Raw genomic sequence first — 17,672 nt, 5'->3', positions numbered from 1 at the left:
TAATGGAGTAAACCCGGACCCGTCGTACGTCTGCCGTCTAACCTGCCGACAGTGCACGAGGAGGGAGCAGCGAGTGCCCGTAGGCAGATCCGGCCCGCGCGTCGACGGGGACCGGGCGTCGGACGTGGACGGCTATGGCGCACCGCGCCGGCTGTGGCGAGGGCTGGCCCGGCACCGCCCACCCGGTGTGGACGCGGCGGAGCGTGCCTGGCGCAGTCCGTTGCGCGGTCCCTGGCTCACCGCCGTCTACGGCTCGGCGCTGCTGGTGGCGCTACCACTGGTGATCATCACCGGGCTGCTCGACTATGCCGCCTACGGCCCCGGGTTCGACCAGGCGTTCCCACAGGGCGTGGGGTGGCTGCGGCTGCCGGTCTTCGACTGGCCGACCCGGCCGTCCTGGCTGTTCCGCCTCACGCAGGGGCTGCACGTGACGCTCGGGATCGTGCTCGTCCCGGTGGTGCTGGGCAAACTGTGGTCGGTGCTGCCGAAGCTGTTCGACTGGCCGCCGGCCCGCTCCCTGGCGCAGGTGCTGGAGAGGCTGACCCTGCTGCTGCTGGTCGGCGGGATCCTGTTCCAGATCGCCACCGGCCTGCTCAACATCCAGTACTCGTACGTGTTCGGCTTCGACTTCTACACCGCCCACTACTTCGGTGCCTGGATCTTCACGGCGGCCTTCGTGGCTCACGTGATCATCAAGTTCCCCCGGTTGGTGACCGCGCTGCGGTCCCGTCCGCTGGGCGCGGAGCTGCGCACCCCACGTGCCGCGACGCGACCCGAGCCGCCCGACCCGGACGGCCTGGTCGCCGCCGACCCCGGCCCGGCGACCGTGAGCCGGCGCGGAGCGCTGGGCCTGGTGGGCGGTGGGGCGCTGCTGTTGGCGGTTCTGACCATCGGGCAGAGCCTGGACGGCCCGCTGCGGCGCACGGCGCTGCTGCTGCCCCGGGGGCGACAGCCCGGCACCGGGCCGAACGGCTTCCCGGTCAACCGCACCGTCGCCGCCGCCGGCGTACGCCCCGAGCAGACCGACGCGAGCTGGCGGCTGACGCTGCGCGGTGGCGGCCGGAGCGTGAGCCTGGACCGGCTGGCCCTGTTGGCCCTGGCACAGCACACCGCCGCGCTGCCCATCGCCTGCGTCGAGGGCTGGTCGACCCGGCAGACCTGGACCGGCGTCCGTCTTCGGGACCTGGCCGCCCTCGCCGGGGTGCCCGACCCGGCCTCGGCACGGGTCTCGTCGCTGGAGCAGGCCGGGCTGTTCCGCACCGCTGTGCTCGCGGCCAACCAGGTGCTCGATCCGGATGCGCTGCTGGCCCTGCGGGTCAACGGCGTCGACCTCGCACCCGACCACGGCTACCCGGCCCGGATCATCGTGCCCGCCCTGCCGGGCGTGCACTGCACCAAGTGGGTCGCCGAGATCGACTTCCGGGGGCGGACCGATGGGTGAGCGGGTCAGGCCGACGCAGGGGCCAGCCGGGCGGACCGCGCGACTGCGGGCCGCCTACGGCGCCGCGCCCTGGCACCTCGTCCTGGTGACGGCGGTCATCGTCCTCGCCGGCTGGGTGGCGCTGCGGCTCGCCCAGGAGGCGACGTTCGGCCGGATGCTGCTCTGGTTCGTCGGCGCGGTCATCGCCCACGACCTGGTGCTGTTTCCGGTGTACGCGAGCGTCGACCGCGTGCTGCGCGCGGTGGTACGCGGCCGGGTCGCCCTGCTCAATCACCTGCGGGTGCCGGCGCTCGGTACGGCGCTGCTGTTCGTGGTCTACGCCCCGGGCATCCTGCGCTGGGGCGAGACGACCCACGAGGCGGCCACCGGCCAGACCCAACGGCCGTACCTGCTGCGCTGGCTGGCGCTCAGCGCGGCGCTGTTCCTGCTCAGCGCACTCGCGTACGCGCTGCGACGTCGTCGTCAGTCGTCGGGGCAGCGGTCGGAGAGCGCGTAACGCAGCAGCACCACGTCGCCGATCGGGCGGGCCTCGGCCAGTCGGGCGCGGCGGCCCGGGTGCCAGGGGAAGGTCCCCTCGCCGACGAAGCGGGGCGCCCGGCGGTCGCCGACGAAGAAGGGGGCGACGACCAGGTGCAGCTCGTCGGCGAGGCCTGCGGTGAGGAACTGGGCATGCACCGTTCCACCACCTTCGACCATCAGGCGGCGCACACCCCGCGCCGCCAGGTCGGCGAGGATCCATCCGAGGTCGACAGGCTCTCCCCCGTCGACCACGGTGGCCAGCGCGCCGACCCGTTCCCGGGTCTTGTCCAGCGCGCCGCTGGCACAGTAGACGAGCCGGGTGGAGTCGCCGGCGGTGAAGAACCGGGCGGTCGGGTCGAGGTCCCCGCGCGCGGTCAGCGTCACCTTCGTGGGCGAGGCGGGCCGGCCGCGCGCCAACCGTTCGGTCCGCCGCGACGCGGACCGCACCAGCAGGCGCGGGTCGTCGCGGCGGACGGTGGCGGCGCCGACCAGGATCGCGTCACAGTCCGCCCGGACCGCGTCGACGCGGTCGAGATCGTCGTCGTTCGACAGCAGCAGGCGCTGGTCGGAGGCGTCGTCGATGTACCCGTCGATGGAGGTGGCGCAGCTCAGCAGCACGTACGGCCGCGGCGACGCCGTTGGGCAGCTCACCGGGAGACGGGCCGGTCGGGGGTACGCTCCGCCTGCGCCTCCGCCGCCTCGGTCTCCGCCGCCTTGGCGGCCTTCGCCGCGAGGTACTCGGCGTTCGCCGGGGAGAGGAAGACGCTTGTGGGTACGCGTTCGACGACGTCCACGCCCAACCGGGTCAACTGCTCGGCCTTGTCCGGGTTGCTGCTGAGCAGACGTACGCGCGGCACGCCCAGGGTGGCCAGCATCTGCGCGGCGGCGCTGTAGTCGCGCTCGTCCTCGCCCCGGCCCAGCGCCACGTTGGCCTGGTAGGTGTCCAGTCCGGCGTCCTGCAGGGCGTACGCGTCGAGCTTGGCGTACAGGCCGATGCCGCGGCCCTCCTGCCGCAGGTAGAGCAGGAAGCCGCCGGTCTCGGTGATGCGCTGGACCGCCTCGCGCAACTGCGGTCCGCAGTCGCAGCGTTGACTGCCGAACACGTCCCCGGTCAGGCACTCGCTGTGCGGGCGGACCAGCGGCGGCTCACCACCGTCGGCGAGCCGGTCCAGCGCGCCGGCCCAGTCACCCAGACCGAGGGCGAGGTGTTCCCGACCGTCCACCAGCCCCTTGAACGTGAAGACCCGGACGGTGGTGCTGTAGCCGTCGGGGAACGCCAGGGGCACCGTGACCTGCGTACGGACCGTGGCGACGGGCAGTGCTTCGGGCATGGGGCTCCTTTGTCCGGCGCCGTCCTCGAACGGCGACGCGTACCGTCTCACCACTGACTCAACAGTCACCGCGCTAGGCGGCTTCCCGAGCGGTGGTGGGATTGCGGGCTCGCCGGGCGAGCAGCACGGCCGCGCCGGGCAGGCTGGCCACCAGCACGAGGGCGCCGTAGACGGTGGCGGTGGCGACGCCCTCGGCCGCGCTGAGGCCGGCCGCGCCGAACACCCAGGCGGCCACGCCCTCGCGGGGACCGAAACCCGCGACGTTCAGGGGCAGACCCATCGCCAGCAGAGCGAGCAGGGTCAGTGGCAGCAGCCGTGCCAGTGGAGCGTCCGACCCGGCGGTCCGTGCCGCCACCAGGAAGGTCGCCAGGTGACCGGCGACCATCACGGCGGAGGCGACCAGCACGCCCAGCCAGGTCCGCCGGGCCAGCAGCCCGGCCCGCACGTCGGCGACGGCGGTGCGTACGCCGCGTGCCCACCGGGACCGGCCGGTGCCGGGCAGGAGGCGCGCCAGCAGCACGACGGCCAGGCCGGCCACGGCCAGCAGGGCGGCGGCGGCCGGCAGGTACTGCCGCACCGGGGACGGGAACGCCGCGAGCACCACCAGGGCGACACCCACCAGGACAACCTGACCGGCGGTACGCTCCCAGACCACTGCCCGGATGCCCCGGCTGACGTCGCCGGCGTCGCGGCCGTGACGCACCGCCCGGTGGACGTCCCCGAGCACACCGCCGGGCAGTGTGGCGTTGAGGAACACCGCCCGGTAGCAGTGCGCCACCGCGGTCGCCAGCGGCAGCCGCACGCCGAGTCCACCGGCGACCAGGCTCCACCGCCAGGCCGCGCAGACGGTGGTGAGCACGCCGATGAGCAGGGCCGCGGCCAGCGCTGGCGCGTCGATCAGCCGTACGCCGGCGAGGAACGCGCCGCCGCCCACCTGCCACAGCAGGACGGCGAGCAGGCCCGCCCCGCCGACCACTCGTGCCCAGGCCCACACCATCGACGCCGGTCCTCCCTGAAGATCGTCCACTCCCTCTAGTGCACGTACCCAGGGTGTCGATGGTTCATCCACCCGCCAGAAGGTCCAGGTGTTCGACCAGTACGCCCAGCCCGCCGGCGGCCGCCTCGGCCAGTCGACGATCGGCGTACGCGCGGGCCGGGCCGGCCAGTTCGGGGCGTTGCTCGCACGCCGCGCCCAGCCAGCCCCGGAACCACTCGGCGGCCAGGTCGGCCTGGCGGGGGCCGAGCCGCCACGGGCTGGGTCGCTCCCGCACGGGTACGCCCCGCCGGGCGAACGCGGCGGCGGTGACGGCGGCGGCGTCCGGGCCGAGTAACCGGCGGCCGTCGACGGTACGCCGCTGGTGCTCGTTGAACGCCTCCTCGACGGCGGCGTCGAACGGGTCGGCCGGGGTGAGCCGGACCCGACCGGTCACCGACACCGCGAACAGGGCGGGGCGGCCGGCGTCGACGCAGGCCGCGACCACCCGTTCGACCTCCTCGGCGGTCAACATGTCCAGCAGCGCGGACGCGGTGACCAGCGCGCCGTCGGACAGGTCGGCGGCGCTCAGCCGGGTCAGGTCGCCGCAGCGGGTGTCGACGGTGACCGGCGCTCCGTCGGCGGCGGTCAGCCCGGCCATACCGTCGGCGGCACGGGCCAGCAGGTCGGCGTCCCGGTCGTGCAGCACCCAGTGCTGCGGTCCGCTCAGCCGGGCGGCGAGCCAGCGGCTCATCGAGCCGGTGCCGCTGCCCAGGTCGTGGATCAGGATCGGGTCGTGGCCGCTCAGCCGGGGCCGGACGGCGTCCACCAGGTCCTCGGCGCGGGCCGCCGCGTCGGCCGGTTCGCGCAGACGCAGCCAGTCGGCGAACGGCAGGGTCTCCTCGACGGTCACCCCGTCACCTCCTCGAGCACGGCGGCCAGCCGCGCGGTCGTCGTCGGCCAGTCGGTCAGGGTGTCGCGGCGGGCGAGCGCGGCGCGGCGCAGCCGGGATCGCAGCTCGTCGTCGCCCAGCCACCAACTCAGCGCGCCGGCCAGGGCGGCCGGGTCGTCCGGCGGGACCAGCAGACCGGGCACGACGCCGTCGGGACTACTGCCGAGCGCCTCCGGCAGACCCCCGACCTCGGTGCCCAGCACCGGCACGCCACGCGCGAGGGCCTCGGTGACGACCATCCCGTACGTCTCGCCCCGCGACGGCAGGACCAGCAGGTCGGTGGCGGCGTACGCGGCGTCGAGCGCCGGGCCGGTCAGCGGGCCGGCCATCCGGACCCGTTCCGAAAGGCCGGCGCCGGCGAGCCGGTCGCGCAGTCGGTGCACCAGCTCGGGTTCCCGGGTGAGCGTGCCGGCGCAGACCAACGTCCAGGGCGTGTCGGCCAGCACACACAGGGCGTCGACCAGCACGTCGTGGCCCTTGTGGCGGGTGACCGCGGCGACGCAGAGCAGCCGGTCACCGGCTGCGCTGCCGGGAGGCGCCGGTGGTGCGGGCGTCACCCCGGGCGGCGCGACGTGGACGCGGTCGGCCGGCAACCGGTGGCGGGCCAGCAGGCGACGGCGCGTCCACGCGCTGGTGGTGACGACGGCCCGAGCGGTGGCCAGCGCCCGGCCCTCGGCCTCGTCGTCGAGCGGCATGTGCACCAGCAAGACGAGGCGCAGCCGTGTCGCGTGCGGGGCGAGCAGGTCCGGCACGGCCGAGGCGACCAGGCCGTCGACGAGCACCACGGCGTCGTCCGGCGCGGCGGCGAGCAGCCGGGCCAGCGCGGCACACGCCCCGGGGTCGGGATGCGGCCAGGCGCCGGGCACCTGGTGCTCGTGCACCAGCCATCCGCGCTCGCCGAGCCCGGAGCAGACCCTCCGGTCGTACGTGTTGCCGCCGCTGGGCGCGCCCGGGTCGTCGATGTCGCCGGGTAGGACGACGTGCACCGTACGTGGACGCGGGCCGTCGATCCCGACGGCGGCGTGGGCCGGCGTCGACCGGCCCGCGTCGGTCACAGCGACCGCTCGTAGCTGGCCCAGGCGACGTGTGACTCGTGCAGGGTGACGGTGATGCCGGCCAGCTCACGGGCACCGGCGCCCAGCTCGCCGGCGTGCACCCGCTCGGCCAGGCGGTCGGCGACGGTACGGGCCAGCACCTCGGTCGTGGTGTTCACCCCGGCGAACGCGGGCTCGTCGTCCAGGTTGCGGTACGACAGCTCCCCGACCACGGCCCGCAGCTGCTCGGTGGCGAGGCCGATGTCCACGACGATGCCGTCGTCGTCCAGGTCGGGCCTGCGGAACGTCGCGTCCACCACGAACGTCGCGCCGTGCAGGCGCTGGGCCGGGCCGAACACCTCGCCCCGGAAACTGTGGGCGATCATCATGTGATCCCGAACGGTCACGCTGAACACGGTCACTCCCCGTCGTCGTAGGTGATGAGGTGGCAGAGCGCGGGCAGGTCGCCCGTGCTCAGTCGGGCGAGTACGTCGGGCAGCTCCGTGAACCGGGACGCGCCGGTGATCAGCGCGTCGAACGCCGGGTCGTCGAGCAGGTCCAGGGCCAGCGCCAACCGGTCGGTGTAGCTGCGGCGGCCACGCCGCGCGGGCGCGACCATGCCGACCTGGCTGCTGCGCACGGTCAGCCGTCCGGAGTGGAACGCCCCACCGAGGGACACCTGCACCTGGCGGTCGCCGTACCAGCTCAGTTCGATCACCGTGCCCTCGGGCGCGAGCAGGTCCAGCGCCTGTTGCAGGCCGGCGGACGTGGCGCTGGCGTGCACGACCAGGTCCCGGTCGCCGGTCGCGTCGGCGGGTCGCGCAAATCGGACGCCGAGCGCTCCGGCCACCCCGGCCCGGCGGGCGTCGGTGTCGACCAGCTCGACGTCCACACCGGGGAACCGCGCCACCAGCGCCGCGACGCAGCAGCCCACCATGCCCGCGCCGATCACGCTGACCCGGTCGCCGAGCAGGGGCGCGGCGTCCCACAGGGCGTTCACGGCGGTCTCCACCGTGCCGGCGAGCACGGCACGGGCGGGAGGCACGTCGTCCGGCACCGGCACGACGGCGGTCGCCGGCACGACGTACGCGCTCTGGTGGGGGTGCAGGCAGAACACGGTACGCCCGAGCAGCTCCGGCGGGCCCTCTTCGACCACCCCGACGCTGAGGTAGCCGTACTTCACCGGGCCGGGGAAGTCACCCTCCTGGAACGGAGCGCGCATCGCCGCGTACTGGTCGGGGGGCACCCGGCCGGCGAACACCAGCGTCTCGGTGCCTCGGCTGACCCCGGAGTAGCGCGCCCGGACCAGCACCTCGTCGGGGCCCGGAACGGGCAGCGACACCGGCCGGATCTCCGCCGCGCCGGGCTCGCGCACCCAGCAGGCGTACGCCTCGCGGATCACCCTCGCACACCTCACCTTTTGTCCCGGTCGAACCGAACGGCCCTGATTTCCGTGTTCCCTGTCGGGGTCGTCGATCATAAACACGGAGGTACGGTGCCCACAGTTCGAAGCGGTCCGGTGATCGGGCTTACTGCACAGCTCGTCGTGCTGGCGGCGCTGGTCCCCACCGTGGGTCTGGGCACGGCGGGCTGGTTGGCCGGCGCCGGCTACGCGGCGGTCACCTGCCTCACGTTGAGCCGGGGGCTCTACCTGTCTGGCGCGTCCCGCCTCGGCCCCGCCGACCGGGTGACGTTGGCCCGGGGAATCCTGGTCGGCGCGATCACCGCGCTGGTGGTGGACTCGTTCGAGCGCCCGACGCCGGTGGGTCTGCTGGTCGCGCTGAGCGCGGTAGCCCTGGCGCTGGACGCGGTGGACGGCCAGGTCGCCCGGCGCACCGGCACGGCCAGCGCCCTGGGGGCCCGCTTCGACATGGAGGTCGACGCGTTCCTCATCCTGGTCCTCAGCGTGTACGTGGCCCCGGCGGCCGGCAACTGGGTGTTGGCCATCGGCGCGATGCGGTACGTCTTCGTCGCGGCGAGCGCGGTGCTGCCCTGGCTGCGGGGAACGCTGCCGCCGCGCTTCTGGCGCAAGGTGGTGGCGGCCGCGCAGGGGGTGCTGTTGACGGTGGCCGCCGCGCGGGTGCTTCCGGACCCGTGGACGACCGTGGTGCTGGTGACGGCGTTGGGGCTACTGGTCGAGTCGTTCGGCCGGGACGTGGCCTGGTTGTGGCGTCGCCGCCCGGCGCCCCGACGGGCCCACCCGCTGCTGCCGGTGCCCGCTTCGAACCTTCGGGTGCCCAGGCCGGCGCTGCTGGCGCGCTCGGCCGGTACGTTCCCCTCGGACTGGAGGCCCCGATGACCCTTGCACCTCGGCGACGCCGGCTGGCCGACCGGCTGCGCGGGCGCTCGGCGTCGACCGTTGACGCCGGTGGTCGTACTCCCGTGGTGTCGTCCGTGTCGGGCGGCCCGGCGCGGCGGGCGTTGCGGTGGGCGGGCACGGCGCTGGCGGTCCTGCTGGTGTACGCCGTCCTGGTCGGCCCGGACCGGCTCGGCGAGCTGACCCCGGGCGCGTTGGTGCGCATCCCGTTGGAGGGTCTGCTGGTCGCGGCGCTGCTGCTGGCGTTGCCACCACGCCCACGGCGGGTGCTGGTGGCCGTGGTCGGGCCGCTGCTCGGCCTGCTGGCCATCGTCAGGCTCGCCGACCTGGGGTTCCGCACGGCCCTCGACCGGCCGTTCGACCTGGTGCTGGACTGGCTGCTGCTGGACGACGCGTTCGGTTTCGTCCGGGACTCGGCGGGGCGGACGGGCGCGGTCGCCGCGGTGGTCGGCGTCGTGCTGCTGGTCGTCCTGCTGCTGGTCGTGGTGACCGTGGCGCTACGGCGACTGGCGTCGCTGCTGGTCGACCACGAGCGGACGGCGACCCGGGCGGTGGCCGTGCTGACGGTCGCCTGGGTGGTCTGCGCCGTCACCGGGGTGCGGATCGTCCCGGGCGTGCCGGTGGCCGACGCCGGCACCACCGCGCTGGTGGGCGCGCACGCCGAGCAGGTGGACGCGCGGCTGCACGACCGGAGCCGGTTCACCGCCCAGATCGACACCGACCCGTTCCAGGACGCCCCGGGCGAGCAGTTGCTGACCGGGCTGCGCGGCAAGGACGTCGTCCTCGCCTTCGTGGAGAGCTACGGGCGCGACGCCGTCGAGGACCCGGAGTTGGCGCCGCAGGTCAACGCGGTGCTGGACGCCGGGAGCGAGCGGCTCCGCGCGGCCGGGTACGGCTCGCGCAGCGGCTTCCTCACCTCCCCCACGTTCGGCGGCGGCAGTTGGTTGGCACACGACACCCTGCTGTCGGGTCTGTGGACGGACAACGAGCAACGGCACCGCAGCCTGTTGGCCAGTGACCGGCTCACGCTCAACGGCGCGTTCCGCCGGGCCGGCTGGCAGACCGTCGGCGTGCTGCCCGCGGCGACCCAGCCCTGGCCGGAGAAGGACTTCTTCTCGTACGACCGCTACTACGACACGGCGGCGCTCGGCTACCGTGGCCCGAAGTTCAGCTACGCGCCGATGCCCGACCAGTACACCCTGTCGTTCTTCCAGCGGTGGGTCCGCGCCGACGCGGACCGTCCGATCATGGCGGAGATCCCGCTGATCTCCAGCCACTCCCCCTGGACTGCCGTGCCCCGCATGATCGGCTGGGACGCGGTGGGCGACGGCTCGATCTACCACGGCGACGCCGGCGCCAAGGAGGACGGCGACGCCGACGACCGGGACACCGGTCGGGTGCGGGCCGGCTACCGGCAGGCCGTCGCCTACTCCCTGTCGGCGCTGATCTCCTACGTCGAGACCTACGGTGACGACGATCTGGTGCTGGTCTTCCTCGGCGACCACCAGCCCGCCCCGGTGGTGACCGGCGAGGGCGCGAGCCGCGACGTGCCGATCACCATCGTCGCCCGGGACCCGAAGGTGCTGGACCGGGTCGCCGGGTGGGGCTGGCAGGACGGCCTGCGGCCCGGCCCGCAGGCGCCGGTGTGGCCGATGGACTCCTTCCGCGACCGGTTCCTGACCGCCTTCGGATCGTCCACACCGCCGCTGGCCGCCCCGCGCTGATCGCTCCAGCAATTCGGACAAATAACTCCATTCGTCACAATTACCTCGCTACGCTTCGCTCGCACATCGAGCAACGGGGGCGTGATGAGGATGTTTGCGTGGGGCAGTCGCGGGTCGCGGACGACGGCGCTGCTTGCCGTCGGCGGGCTGCTGGCGGTCACCGGTCTGTTGCCGGCGTCCACCGCGCCCACCCGGGCCAACCCGGTGCTGGCCGCGGTCGACGAGGCGATCGGTCCGGTGGACCCGGTCGCCGAGGCGCTGAGCTTCGGGGTGATGACCGAGGGCAACGCCACAGTGGTCAACGACGAGAACGAGGGCACCCTCGCCGTCGGCGGTGACCTCACCTTCGGCAACTACCAGCTCGCCGGGGCGACGGCCGGTTCGTTCGTCGTACCGGGCGACGCCCGCCCGAGCGCCCTCGTCGTCGGCGGACGCGTGAACTTCGCCGGCAGTGTCGGTGGCACGCGCCTCCAGGTGCTCTCCAACGGGTACGCGAAGGTCGGCAACCTGACCGGCACGGTCGTGCGCGACACCGACAACAACGGCGCCCAGGTCAACACGCGAATCCTGCCGTCGGACAACTACGACGCGTCCCCCCGGGTCGAGTTGGTCACCCGGCAGCCCGTCCCCAGCGTCGGGCCCACCTCGCCGATCAACTTCGCCGCGGCGTTCGCCGCCTTCCGCGACACCACCGCCGGCCTGGCCACCTGCGACAACACGGTGGTGCTCCGGACGCCGAACGGCGACGTGCTGCCCCGACCGATCCCGCCGGGCAGCAACGCCGTGGTCACCCTCACCCCGGGCGTGACAAACGTGCTCAACCTGACCGCAGCCGACCTCGCCAACATCCAGATCCTGACCTTCGCCAGCCAGCCCACCGCTACCACCCCGCTGCTGGTCAACGTGGACACGACGGGCGTCGGCAACACGTTCGACTGGACCGCCCCGAACTTCGCCGGCATCGGCGGCGAGCAGGCTCGCTACATCCTGTTCAACTTCCCGACCGCGACCGCGCTGACTCTCACCCCGCAGGCCGCCACGGTGGAGGGGACCGTCTACGCCCCCAACGCCAGCCTCACCGACCTCTCGGCCAGTAACACCGAGGGCAGCGTCATCACCCGCACGCTCGACCACCGCGGCGGCGAGATCCACTACTTCCCGTTCAGCACCACACTCTCCTGCGAGGGCGCCACCCCGGCCGACATCTCGCTGATCAAGTCGTCGACGACGACGTTGATCACCACCGTCGGGCAGCAGGTGCCGTACTCGTTCCACGTGGTCAACACCGGCGGCGTCACGCTGACCGGCATCTCGGTGGCCGACACGCAGACCCCGCCGTCGTCGAACGCCAACCTCGGCCCGATCACCTGCGCCGCCACCACCCTCGCGCCCGGCGAGCGCACCGCCTGCACCGCCACGTACACCGTGACCCAGGCCGACCTCGACAACGGCGGGGTGACCAACACGGCCACCGCCCGGGGCACCCCACCCGTCGGTCAGCCCGTCGTCTCCGAACCGGACACCCTGACCATCCCGGCGCAGGTGCTCACCGCCGCCGTCGCCGTCATCAAGTCGTCCACCACCGCCTCGATCACCACTGTCGGTCAGCAGGTGCCCTACCGGTACCTGGTCACCAACACCGGCGGCGTGACGCTCACCGCCATCGCCATCACCGACGTGCAGACCCCGCCGTCGTCGAACGCCGACCTCGGCCCGATCACCTGCCCACAGACCACCCTCGCACCCGGACAGACCACCACCTGCACCGCCACCTACACGGTCACCCAGGCCGACCTGGACAACAACGGCGTACGCGACACCGCCACCGCGCGGGGTACGCCACCCGCCGGCGCACCGGTGACCTCGCCGCCGTCCACGCTGACCATTCCGGCGGCCGGTCTGACCCCGTCGATCGCGGTCACGAAGACCTCCACCGCCGCCTCGATCACGACGGTCGGCCAGCAGGTGCCGTACTCGTTCCACGTGGTCAACACCGGCGGACTGACGCTGACCAGCGTGAACGTCACCGACGTCCAGGCACCACCGTCGTCCAACGCCAACCTCGGCCCGATCACCTGCGCCGCCACCACCCTCGCCCCCGGCGCGCGGACCACCTGCGCCGCCACCTACACCGTCACCCAGGCCGACCTCGACAACGACGGCGTCACCGACACCGCCACCGCACACGGCACCCCACCCGGGGGTACGCCGATCGACTCGCCACCGGCCACGCTGACCATTCCGGAGACCGGCCTGGTCGCCGCGATCGCGGTCGTGAAGACGTCCACCACCGTCTCGATCGAGACCGTCGGGCAGCAGGTGCCGTACGCCTTCCACGTGGTCAACACCGGCGGGCTCACCCTGACCAACGTCACCGTCACCGACGTACAGACTCCGCCGTCGTCGAACGCCAACCTCGGCCCGATCACCTGCGCCGCCACCACCCTCGCCCCCGGGGCGCAGACGGACTGCACCGCCACCTACACGGTCACCCAGGCCGACCTGGACTTCGGTTCCGTCCGCGACACCGCTACCGCGCGGGGCACACCGCCCGGCGGCGGGCCGCCGGTACAGTCGCCGCCGTCCACGTTGACGATCCCCGGTGACGCGCCCGCCCCGGCGATCTCGCTGGTGAAGTCGTCCACCAGCGCGACCATCAGCGCCGTCGGCCAGCAGGTGCCCTACCACTTCCTGGTCGCCAACACGGGCGGCGTCACACTCGTCAACGTCAACGTCACCGACGTACAGACACCGCCGTCGTCGAACGCGAACCTCGGCCCGATCACCTGCCCGCAGACCACCCTCGCGCCCGGCGAGACCACCACCTGCACGGCCACCTACACGGTGACCCAGGCCGACCTGGACAACGACGAGGTCACCGACGTCGCGACCGCGCACGGCACCCCGACGGGCACCGAGCAGCCGGTCGACTCGGACCAGTCCGTGCTGACCATTCCGGCGGCCGACGTCACGCCGTCGATCGCGGTCATCAAGTCGTCGACCACGGTGGCGATCACCGCGGTCGGCCAGCAGGTGCCGTACCAGTTCCTCGCGACCAACACCGGTGGCGTCACGCTGACCAACGTCAACGTCACGGACGTGCAGACACCGCCGTCGTCGAACGCGAACCTCGGCCCGATCACCTGCCCGCAGACCACCCTCGAACCCGGCGAGGCGACGGCCTGCACGGCCACCTACACGGTCACCCAGGCCGACCTCGACAACAACGCCGTCGCCGACACCGCCACCGCGCACGGCACGCCGCCGAACAGCGAGACGCCGGTGGACTCACCGCCGTCCACACTGACTATCCCCGAATCCGGGCTGGTGGCGGCGATCTCCGTGGTGAAGACGTCCGAGGTCACCACGATCAGCATGATCGGCCAGCAGGTGCCGTACCGCTTCCACGTGGTCAACACCGGCGGACTCATTCTGACCAGCGTCACCGTCACCGACGTCCAGGCACCGCCCTCGTCCAACGCGAACCTCGGCCCGATCACCTGCGCGGTGACCACCCTCGCGCCGGGTGAGACGACCGCCTGCACGGCCACCTACACCGTCACCCAGGCCGACCTGGACAACGACGGGGTCACCGACACCGCCACGGCACACGGCATCCCACCCGGGGGCACGCCGGTGGACTCGCCACCCTCGACGCTGACCATTCCCCAGGCGGGGGTCGTCCCCGGCATCGACGTGATCAAATCGTCGACCACGGTGGCGGTCACCGCGCCGGGCCAGCAGGTGCCGTACACCTTCCTGGTGGTCAACACCGGCGGCCTGACCCTCACCGGCGTGACCGTGAACGACACCGTGCTGCCGCCGTCCCCGCGCGCCGAGCTCGGCGACATCACCTGCGGCCCGCAGAACATCCCGAACGGCCAGGTGACCCTGGAACCGGGCGCGTCCATCCAGTGCCGGACGACCTACACCGTGACCGAGGCAGACTTCGCCGGCTCGTCGCTGCGCAACGTCGCCACCGCCACGGGCACGCCGCCGTTCGGGCCGCCGACGGTCTCGCCGCCGTCCCCGTTGGACATCCCGATCCCGCACCCGGCGATCGCCATCACCAAGTCGGCCACACCCACAGTGGTGTCGACGGCCGGTGACGTGGTCACGTACCGGTTCGTGGTGAGCAACACCGGCAACACCCCGCTCACGTCGGTGACCGTCGACGAGACGGAGTTCTCCGGAACCGGCACGCCCGGGGCGATCACCTGCGGCACCCCGCCCGTTCCGAACGGCGGCGTCACCCTGCTCGCCGGAGCGAGCACCACCTGCACGTCGACCTACACCGTCACGGCGGCGGACATCGAGGCCGGCCGGATCACCAACACGGCCGTGGCGGCCGGCACGCCGCCGACCATCCCGGGCCAGGAACCACCCGCCCCGGTACGCTCCGGACCCGTCACCGCCGAGGTCACCGCCACCCGGGGCGCGGCGATCACCGTGGTGAAGTCCAGCAGCACCGGAAAGATCTACCGGCCCGGTCAGCAGGTGCCGTTCCAGTTCGTCGTCACCAACACCGGGCAGGTGACGCTGACCGGCGTCACGATCACCGACACCCTCACGGCGCCGGCGTCACCGGCCAACCTCGGCCCGATCACCTGTGGGCCGGACCGGACACCCAACGGCGCGGTCACCCTGGCCGCCGGCGCGGCGGTGACCTGCGCGGCGACGTACACGGTCAGCAAGGCCGACTACCACCACGGCTCGGTGCGGAACACCGCGACGGCAACGGGCACCCCGCCGGACGGCCCCGCGCCGGTGGCGCCGGAGTCCACCATCACCATTCCGGTGAAGGGCAAGCTGCCGGTGACCGGTACGTCGTTCCCGATCGGTGGCTGGATGACCGCCGGGGTGCTGGCGGTGCTGCTCGGTGCCGCGTTGCTGCTGGTCGTCCGGCAGCGCAGGCTCCGCGCCTAGCGCGGACGTCGCGGGGGTCGGACCGGAGGGGAACCGGTCCGGCCCCCGCGGCACATCACCCCGGCCGCGACACGAGGTCGGCGATGTCGGGGTGTCCGATGGCCTGGATACCGCGACATCGCCGATGTCGTGTCGATCGGCGGTCAATCGGGGCGGTCGGACCCAACGGGGCGGGCGCGTACGTGCAGCCGCTCCCCCTGCGGCCCGAAGAGGCTGAGCGCCTCGGCCGTGCCGGGCCCCGGGTTCATGATGAGGTGCGGGATGCGGGTGTCGAACTCGGCCACCTCGCCATGCGTCAGGATCAGGTCGCGGTCGCCGAGCACCAGGCGCAGTCGACCCGAGAGCACGTACAGCCACTCGTACCCCTCGTGAACCTGCGGGGTTCGTCCCCCGGCGGTCGGGTCCGGCGGGAAGATCTGCTTGAACGCCTGCAAGCCGCCGGGGCGGCGGGTCAGCGGCAGGTGGGTCACGCCGTGGATCACGATCGGCTTGGGGCGTACGCGGGGGTCGCCGGTGGCCGGGGCGTCCACCAGCTCGTCCAGCGCCACCTGATAGGCCCGGGCCAGCGGAAGCAGCAGTTCCAGGGTGGGCCGGCGGCTGCCGGACTCGAGCCGGGACAGGGTGCTCACCGAGATGCCGGTCAGATCGGCGAGCTGGGTCAACGTGGTGCCGCGTTGGTGGCGTAGGGCACGCAGGCGGGGGCCGACGGCGGCCAGCGCGGCGTTGTCGTCGTTTGCCATAACAGCAACGATACTTGCCATCTCGACGACGGCGACGGATGGTGGGCTCAGCCGACGAACAGGGGGACATTCCGGTGGACGAGACGTACGACGTGGTGGTGGTGGGCGGTGGCGCGGCCGGGCTCAGCGGCGCTCTGGCGCTGAGCCGCGCGCGGCGGTCGGTGCTGGTGATCGACTCGGGCGAGCCGCGTAACGCGCCCGCCGACCACGTGCACAACTACCTGGGCCGGGAGGGGACGCCGCCGGCCGAGCTGATCGCCGCCGGGCGCGCCGAGGTGGCCGGGTACGGGGGGCAGTTCCGGGCCGGCCGGGTCCAGGCCGCGACCCGGGACGACGAGGGCTTCCGGCTCGCCCTCGACGACGGCGACGCGGTGCGGGCCCGTCGACTGCTGGTGGCCACCGGGCTGACCGACGAGCTGCCCGACGTACCCGGGGTGGCGCAGCGGTGGGGCCGTGACGTGCTGCACTGCCCGTACTGCCACGGTTGGGAGGTGCGCGACCGCCGCGTCGGCGTGCTGGCTACCGGGCCGATGGCCGTGCACCAGGCCGAGATGTGGCGGCAGTGGACGTCCGACGTGCTCCTCCTGCTGCACGACGCGCCGCCCCTCGACGAGGAGACCGCCGAACGGCTCGCCGCCCGGAGCATCGCGGTGGTGCCCGGCCCGGTCGCCGCGATCGAGGTGACCGAGGACGCGCTCAGCGGTGTCCGGCTCGCCGACGGCCGCGTGGTGGCCCTCGACGTGGTCGTGGTCGGCACCCGCACGGCACCCCGCGCCGACCTGCTGGTCGGGCTGGGCCTGGCCCCCGAGGAGGTGACGATGGGTGGGCACGTGGTCGGCACCCAGGTCCCCGCCGACGCCACCGGAGCGACGACCGTTCCCGGCGTCTGGGTGGCCGGCAACGTGGCCGACCTGCGCGGTCAGGTCATCACGTCCGCCGCCGCCGGGCTCACCGCCGCAGCGGCGATCAACGCCGACCTCATCGCCGAGGAGACCCGGGACGCGGTGACCGCGTACCGGCAACTGGTCGCCACGACCTTCGAGGAGCCGGCGTGGGAGGAGCGGTACCTGTCGAAGCCGGCGGTGTGGAGTGGCCGCCCGAACCCGCAGCTGGTCACCGAGGCGGCCGACCTGACTCCGGGGCGGGCGCTGGACGTGGGCAGCGGTGAGGGCGCCGACGCGGTGTGGCTGGCCGAGCGGGGCTGGCGGGTGACGGCGGTGGACATCTCGACCACCGCGCTGACCCGGGCCGCCGAACACGCCGAGGCCGCCGGGGTCGGTCACCAGATCGAGTTCACGCACGCCGACCTGCGCGACAAGCCGCCCGCCGAGGAGGCGTACGACCTGGTGTCGGCACAGTTCATGCACCTGCCCCCCGTGCAGCGGCGGGAGTTGTTCACCCGGCTGGCCGCCGCGGTGGCCCCGGGCGGCGTGCTGCTGGTCGTGGGGCACCACCCGATGGACCTGTGGACGTCGGGGCACCGGATGCACATGCCGGACATGATGTACACCGCCGAGGACGTGGCCGCCGCGTTGGACCCGACCCGCTGGGACGTCCTCACCACCGACACCCGTCCCCGCCCCGGCCCCCACGACGTCGTCCACCACGACGCGGTCATGGTGGCCCGCCGTCGCTGAGCCGCACCGGTGATCATGGAGTCGTGGTGGATGACAAGAGCCGCGGATCAGGGCCTTCCGGGCACCACGACTCCATGA

At 73.3% G+C, this 17,672-nt stretch carries 12 protein-coding genes and 3 pseudogenes; 7 read left to right on the top strand and 8 right to left on the bottom strand.

The features are described 5' to 3' along the window. Positions 1-73: 73 nt before the first annotated feature. Both ABZV06_RS22625 and ABZV06_RS22620 read left to right on the top strand, forming a co-directional pair. Positions 74-1,441: a molybdopterin-dependent oxidoreductase gene (locus tag ABZV06_RS22625; protein ID WP_355623909.1), complete on the top strand. Its 1,368-nt coding sequence runs from the start codon at positions 74-76 to the stop codon at positions 1,439-1,441. Further along, entirely contained in the window at positions 1,434-1,937 is a 504-nt protein-coding gene (locus tag ABZV06_RS22620) for a hypothetical protein (RefSeq protein ID WP_355623906.1), read from the top strand. Before ABZV06_RS22625 ends, ABZV06_RS22620 begins: the two co-directional genes overlap by 8 nt. Here ABZV06_RS22620 and ABZV06_RS22615 read toward each other — a convergent pair. The 7 genes from ABZV06_RS22615 to ABZV06_RS22585 all read right to left on the bottom strand — a co-directional run bounded on the left by ABZV06_RS22615 (position 1,904) and on the right by ABZV06_RS22585 (position 7,652). After that, on the bottom strand, positions 1,904-2,611 hold the full coding sequence (locus ABZV06_RS22615; RefSeq protein WP_355245326.1) for a dihydrofolate reductase family protein: 708 nt from the start codon (positions 2,609-2,611) through the stop codon (positions 1,904-1,906). The two genes, ABZV06_RS22620 and ABZV06_RS22615, sit on opposite strands and share 34 nt — an antisense overlap. Beyond that, positions 2,608-3,291 carry a GTP cyclohydrolase II gene (gene ribA, locus ABZV06_RS22610; RefSeq protein ID WP_355245323.1) on the bottom strand — a complete coding sequence of 228 codons (684 nt, stop codon included), beginning with the start codon at positions 3,289-3,291 and terminating at the stop codon, positions 2,608-2,610. Before ribA ends, ABZV06_RS22615 begins: the two co-directional genes overlap by 4 nt. A 73-nt stretch (positions 3,292-3,364) precedes the next feature. After that, complete coding sequence (locus ABZV06_RS22605; RefSeq protein ID WP_355623944.1) at positions 3,365-4,288, bottom strand: lysylphosphatidylglycerol synthase transmembrane domain-containing protein; 924 nt, start codon at positions 4,286-4,288, stop codon at positions 3,365-3,367. A gap of 64 nt (positions 4,289-4,352) precedes the next feature. Next, positions 4,353-5,177, bottom strand: coding sequence for a class I SAM-dependent methyltransferase (locus tag ABZV06_RS22600; RefSeq protein ID WP_355623903.1), 825 nt, complete (start codon positions 5,175-5,177; stop codon positions 4,353-4,355). Continuing rightward, positions 5,174-6,226, bottom strand: a complete 1,053-nt coding sequence (locus tag ABZV06_RS22595; RefSeq protein ID WP_355623941.1) for a glycosyltransferase family 4 protein — start codon at positions 6,224-6,226, stop codon at positions 5,174-5,176. Before ABZV06_RS22595 ends, ABZV06_RS22600 begins: the two co-directional genes overlap by 4 nt. Before the next feature lie 41 nt (positions 6,227-6,267). After that, on the bottom strand, positions 6,268-6,666 hold the full coding sequence (locus tag ABZV06_RS22590; RefSeq protein ID WP_355623900.1) for a 6-carboxytetrahydropterin synthase: 399 nt from the start codon (positions 6,664-6,666) through the stop codon (positions 6,268-6,270). A 2-nt stretch (positions 6,667-6,668) separates the two neighbouring features. After that, positions 6,669-7,652 carry a dehydrogenase gene (locus ABZV06_RS22585; RefSeq protein WP_355245314.1) on the bottom strand — a complete coding sequence of 328 codons (984 nt, stop codon included), beginning with the start codon at positions 7,650-7,652 and terminating at the stop codon, positions 6,669-6,671. Between the two features lie 93 nt (positions 7,653-7,745). Between ABZV06_RS22585 and ABZV06_RS22580 the strand changes: the two are divergent. The 4 genes and pseudogenes from ABZV06_RS22580 to ABZV06_RS22565 all read left to right on the top strand — a co-directional run. Beyond that, positions 7,746-8,435: pseudogene (locus tag ABZV06_RS22580) on the top strand (CDP-alcohol phosphatidyltransferase family protein); the annotation flags it as partial. Positions 8,436-8,689: 254 nt separating this feature from the next. After that, positions 8,690-10,291, top strand: a pseudogene (locus ABZV06_RS22575) (sulfatase-like hydrolase/transferase); the annotation flags it as partial. An 84-nt stretch (positions 10,292-10,375) separates the two neighbouring features. Further along, positions 10,376-11,488, top strand: a pseudogene (locus ABZV06_RS22570) (choice-of-anchor A family protein); the annotation flags it as partial. 2,178 nt (positions 11,489-13,666) lie between these two features. Then, positions 13,667-15,217, top strand: a complete 1,551-nt coding sequence (locus ABZV06_RS22565; protein WP_355623938.1) for a hypothetical protein — start codon at positions 13,667-13,669, stop codon at positions 15,215-15,217. Positions 15,218-15,360: 143 nt separating this feature from the next. Here ABZV06_RS22565 and ABZV06_RS22560 read toward each other — a convergent pair whose 3' ends face one another. Then, positions 15,361-15,957, bottom strand: coding sequence for an XRE family transcriptional regulator (locus ABZV06_RS22560; RefSeq protein ID WP_355623897.1), 597 nt, complete (start codon positions 15,955-15,957; stop codon positions 15,361-15,363). A gap of 38 nt (positions 15,958-15,995) precedes the next feature. Here ABZV06_RS22560 and ABZV06_RS22555 point away from each other — a divergent pair, with 38 nt between their 5' ends. Then, positions 15,996-17,594 carry a bifunctional NAD(P)/FAD-dependent oxidoreductase/class I SAM-dependent methyltransferase gene (locus tag ABZV06_RS22555; RefSeq protein WP_355623894.1) on the top strand — a complete coding sequence of 533 codons (1,599 nt, stop codon included), beginning with the start codon at positions 15,996-15,998 and terminating at the stop codon, positions 17,592-17,594. Positions 17,595-17,672 lie beyond the last annotated feature (78 nt).

The organism is Micromonospora sp. NPDC005172 (assembly GCF_040608555.1).
Lineage (GTDB): Bacteria > Actinomycetota > Actinomycetes > Mycobacteriales > Micromonosporaceae > Micromonospora.
This window is presented reverse-complemented; position numbering and strand designations above follow the sequence as displayed.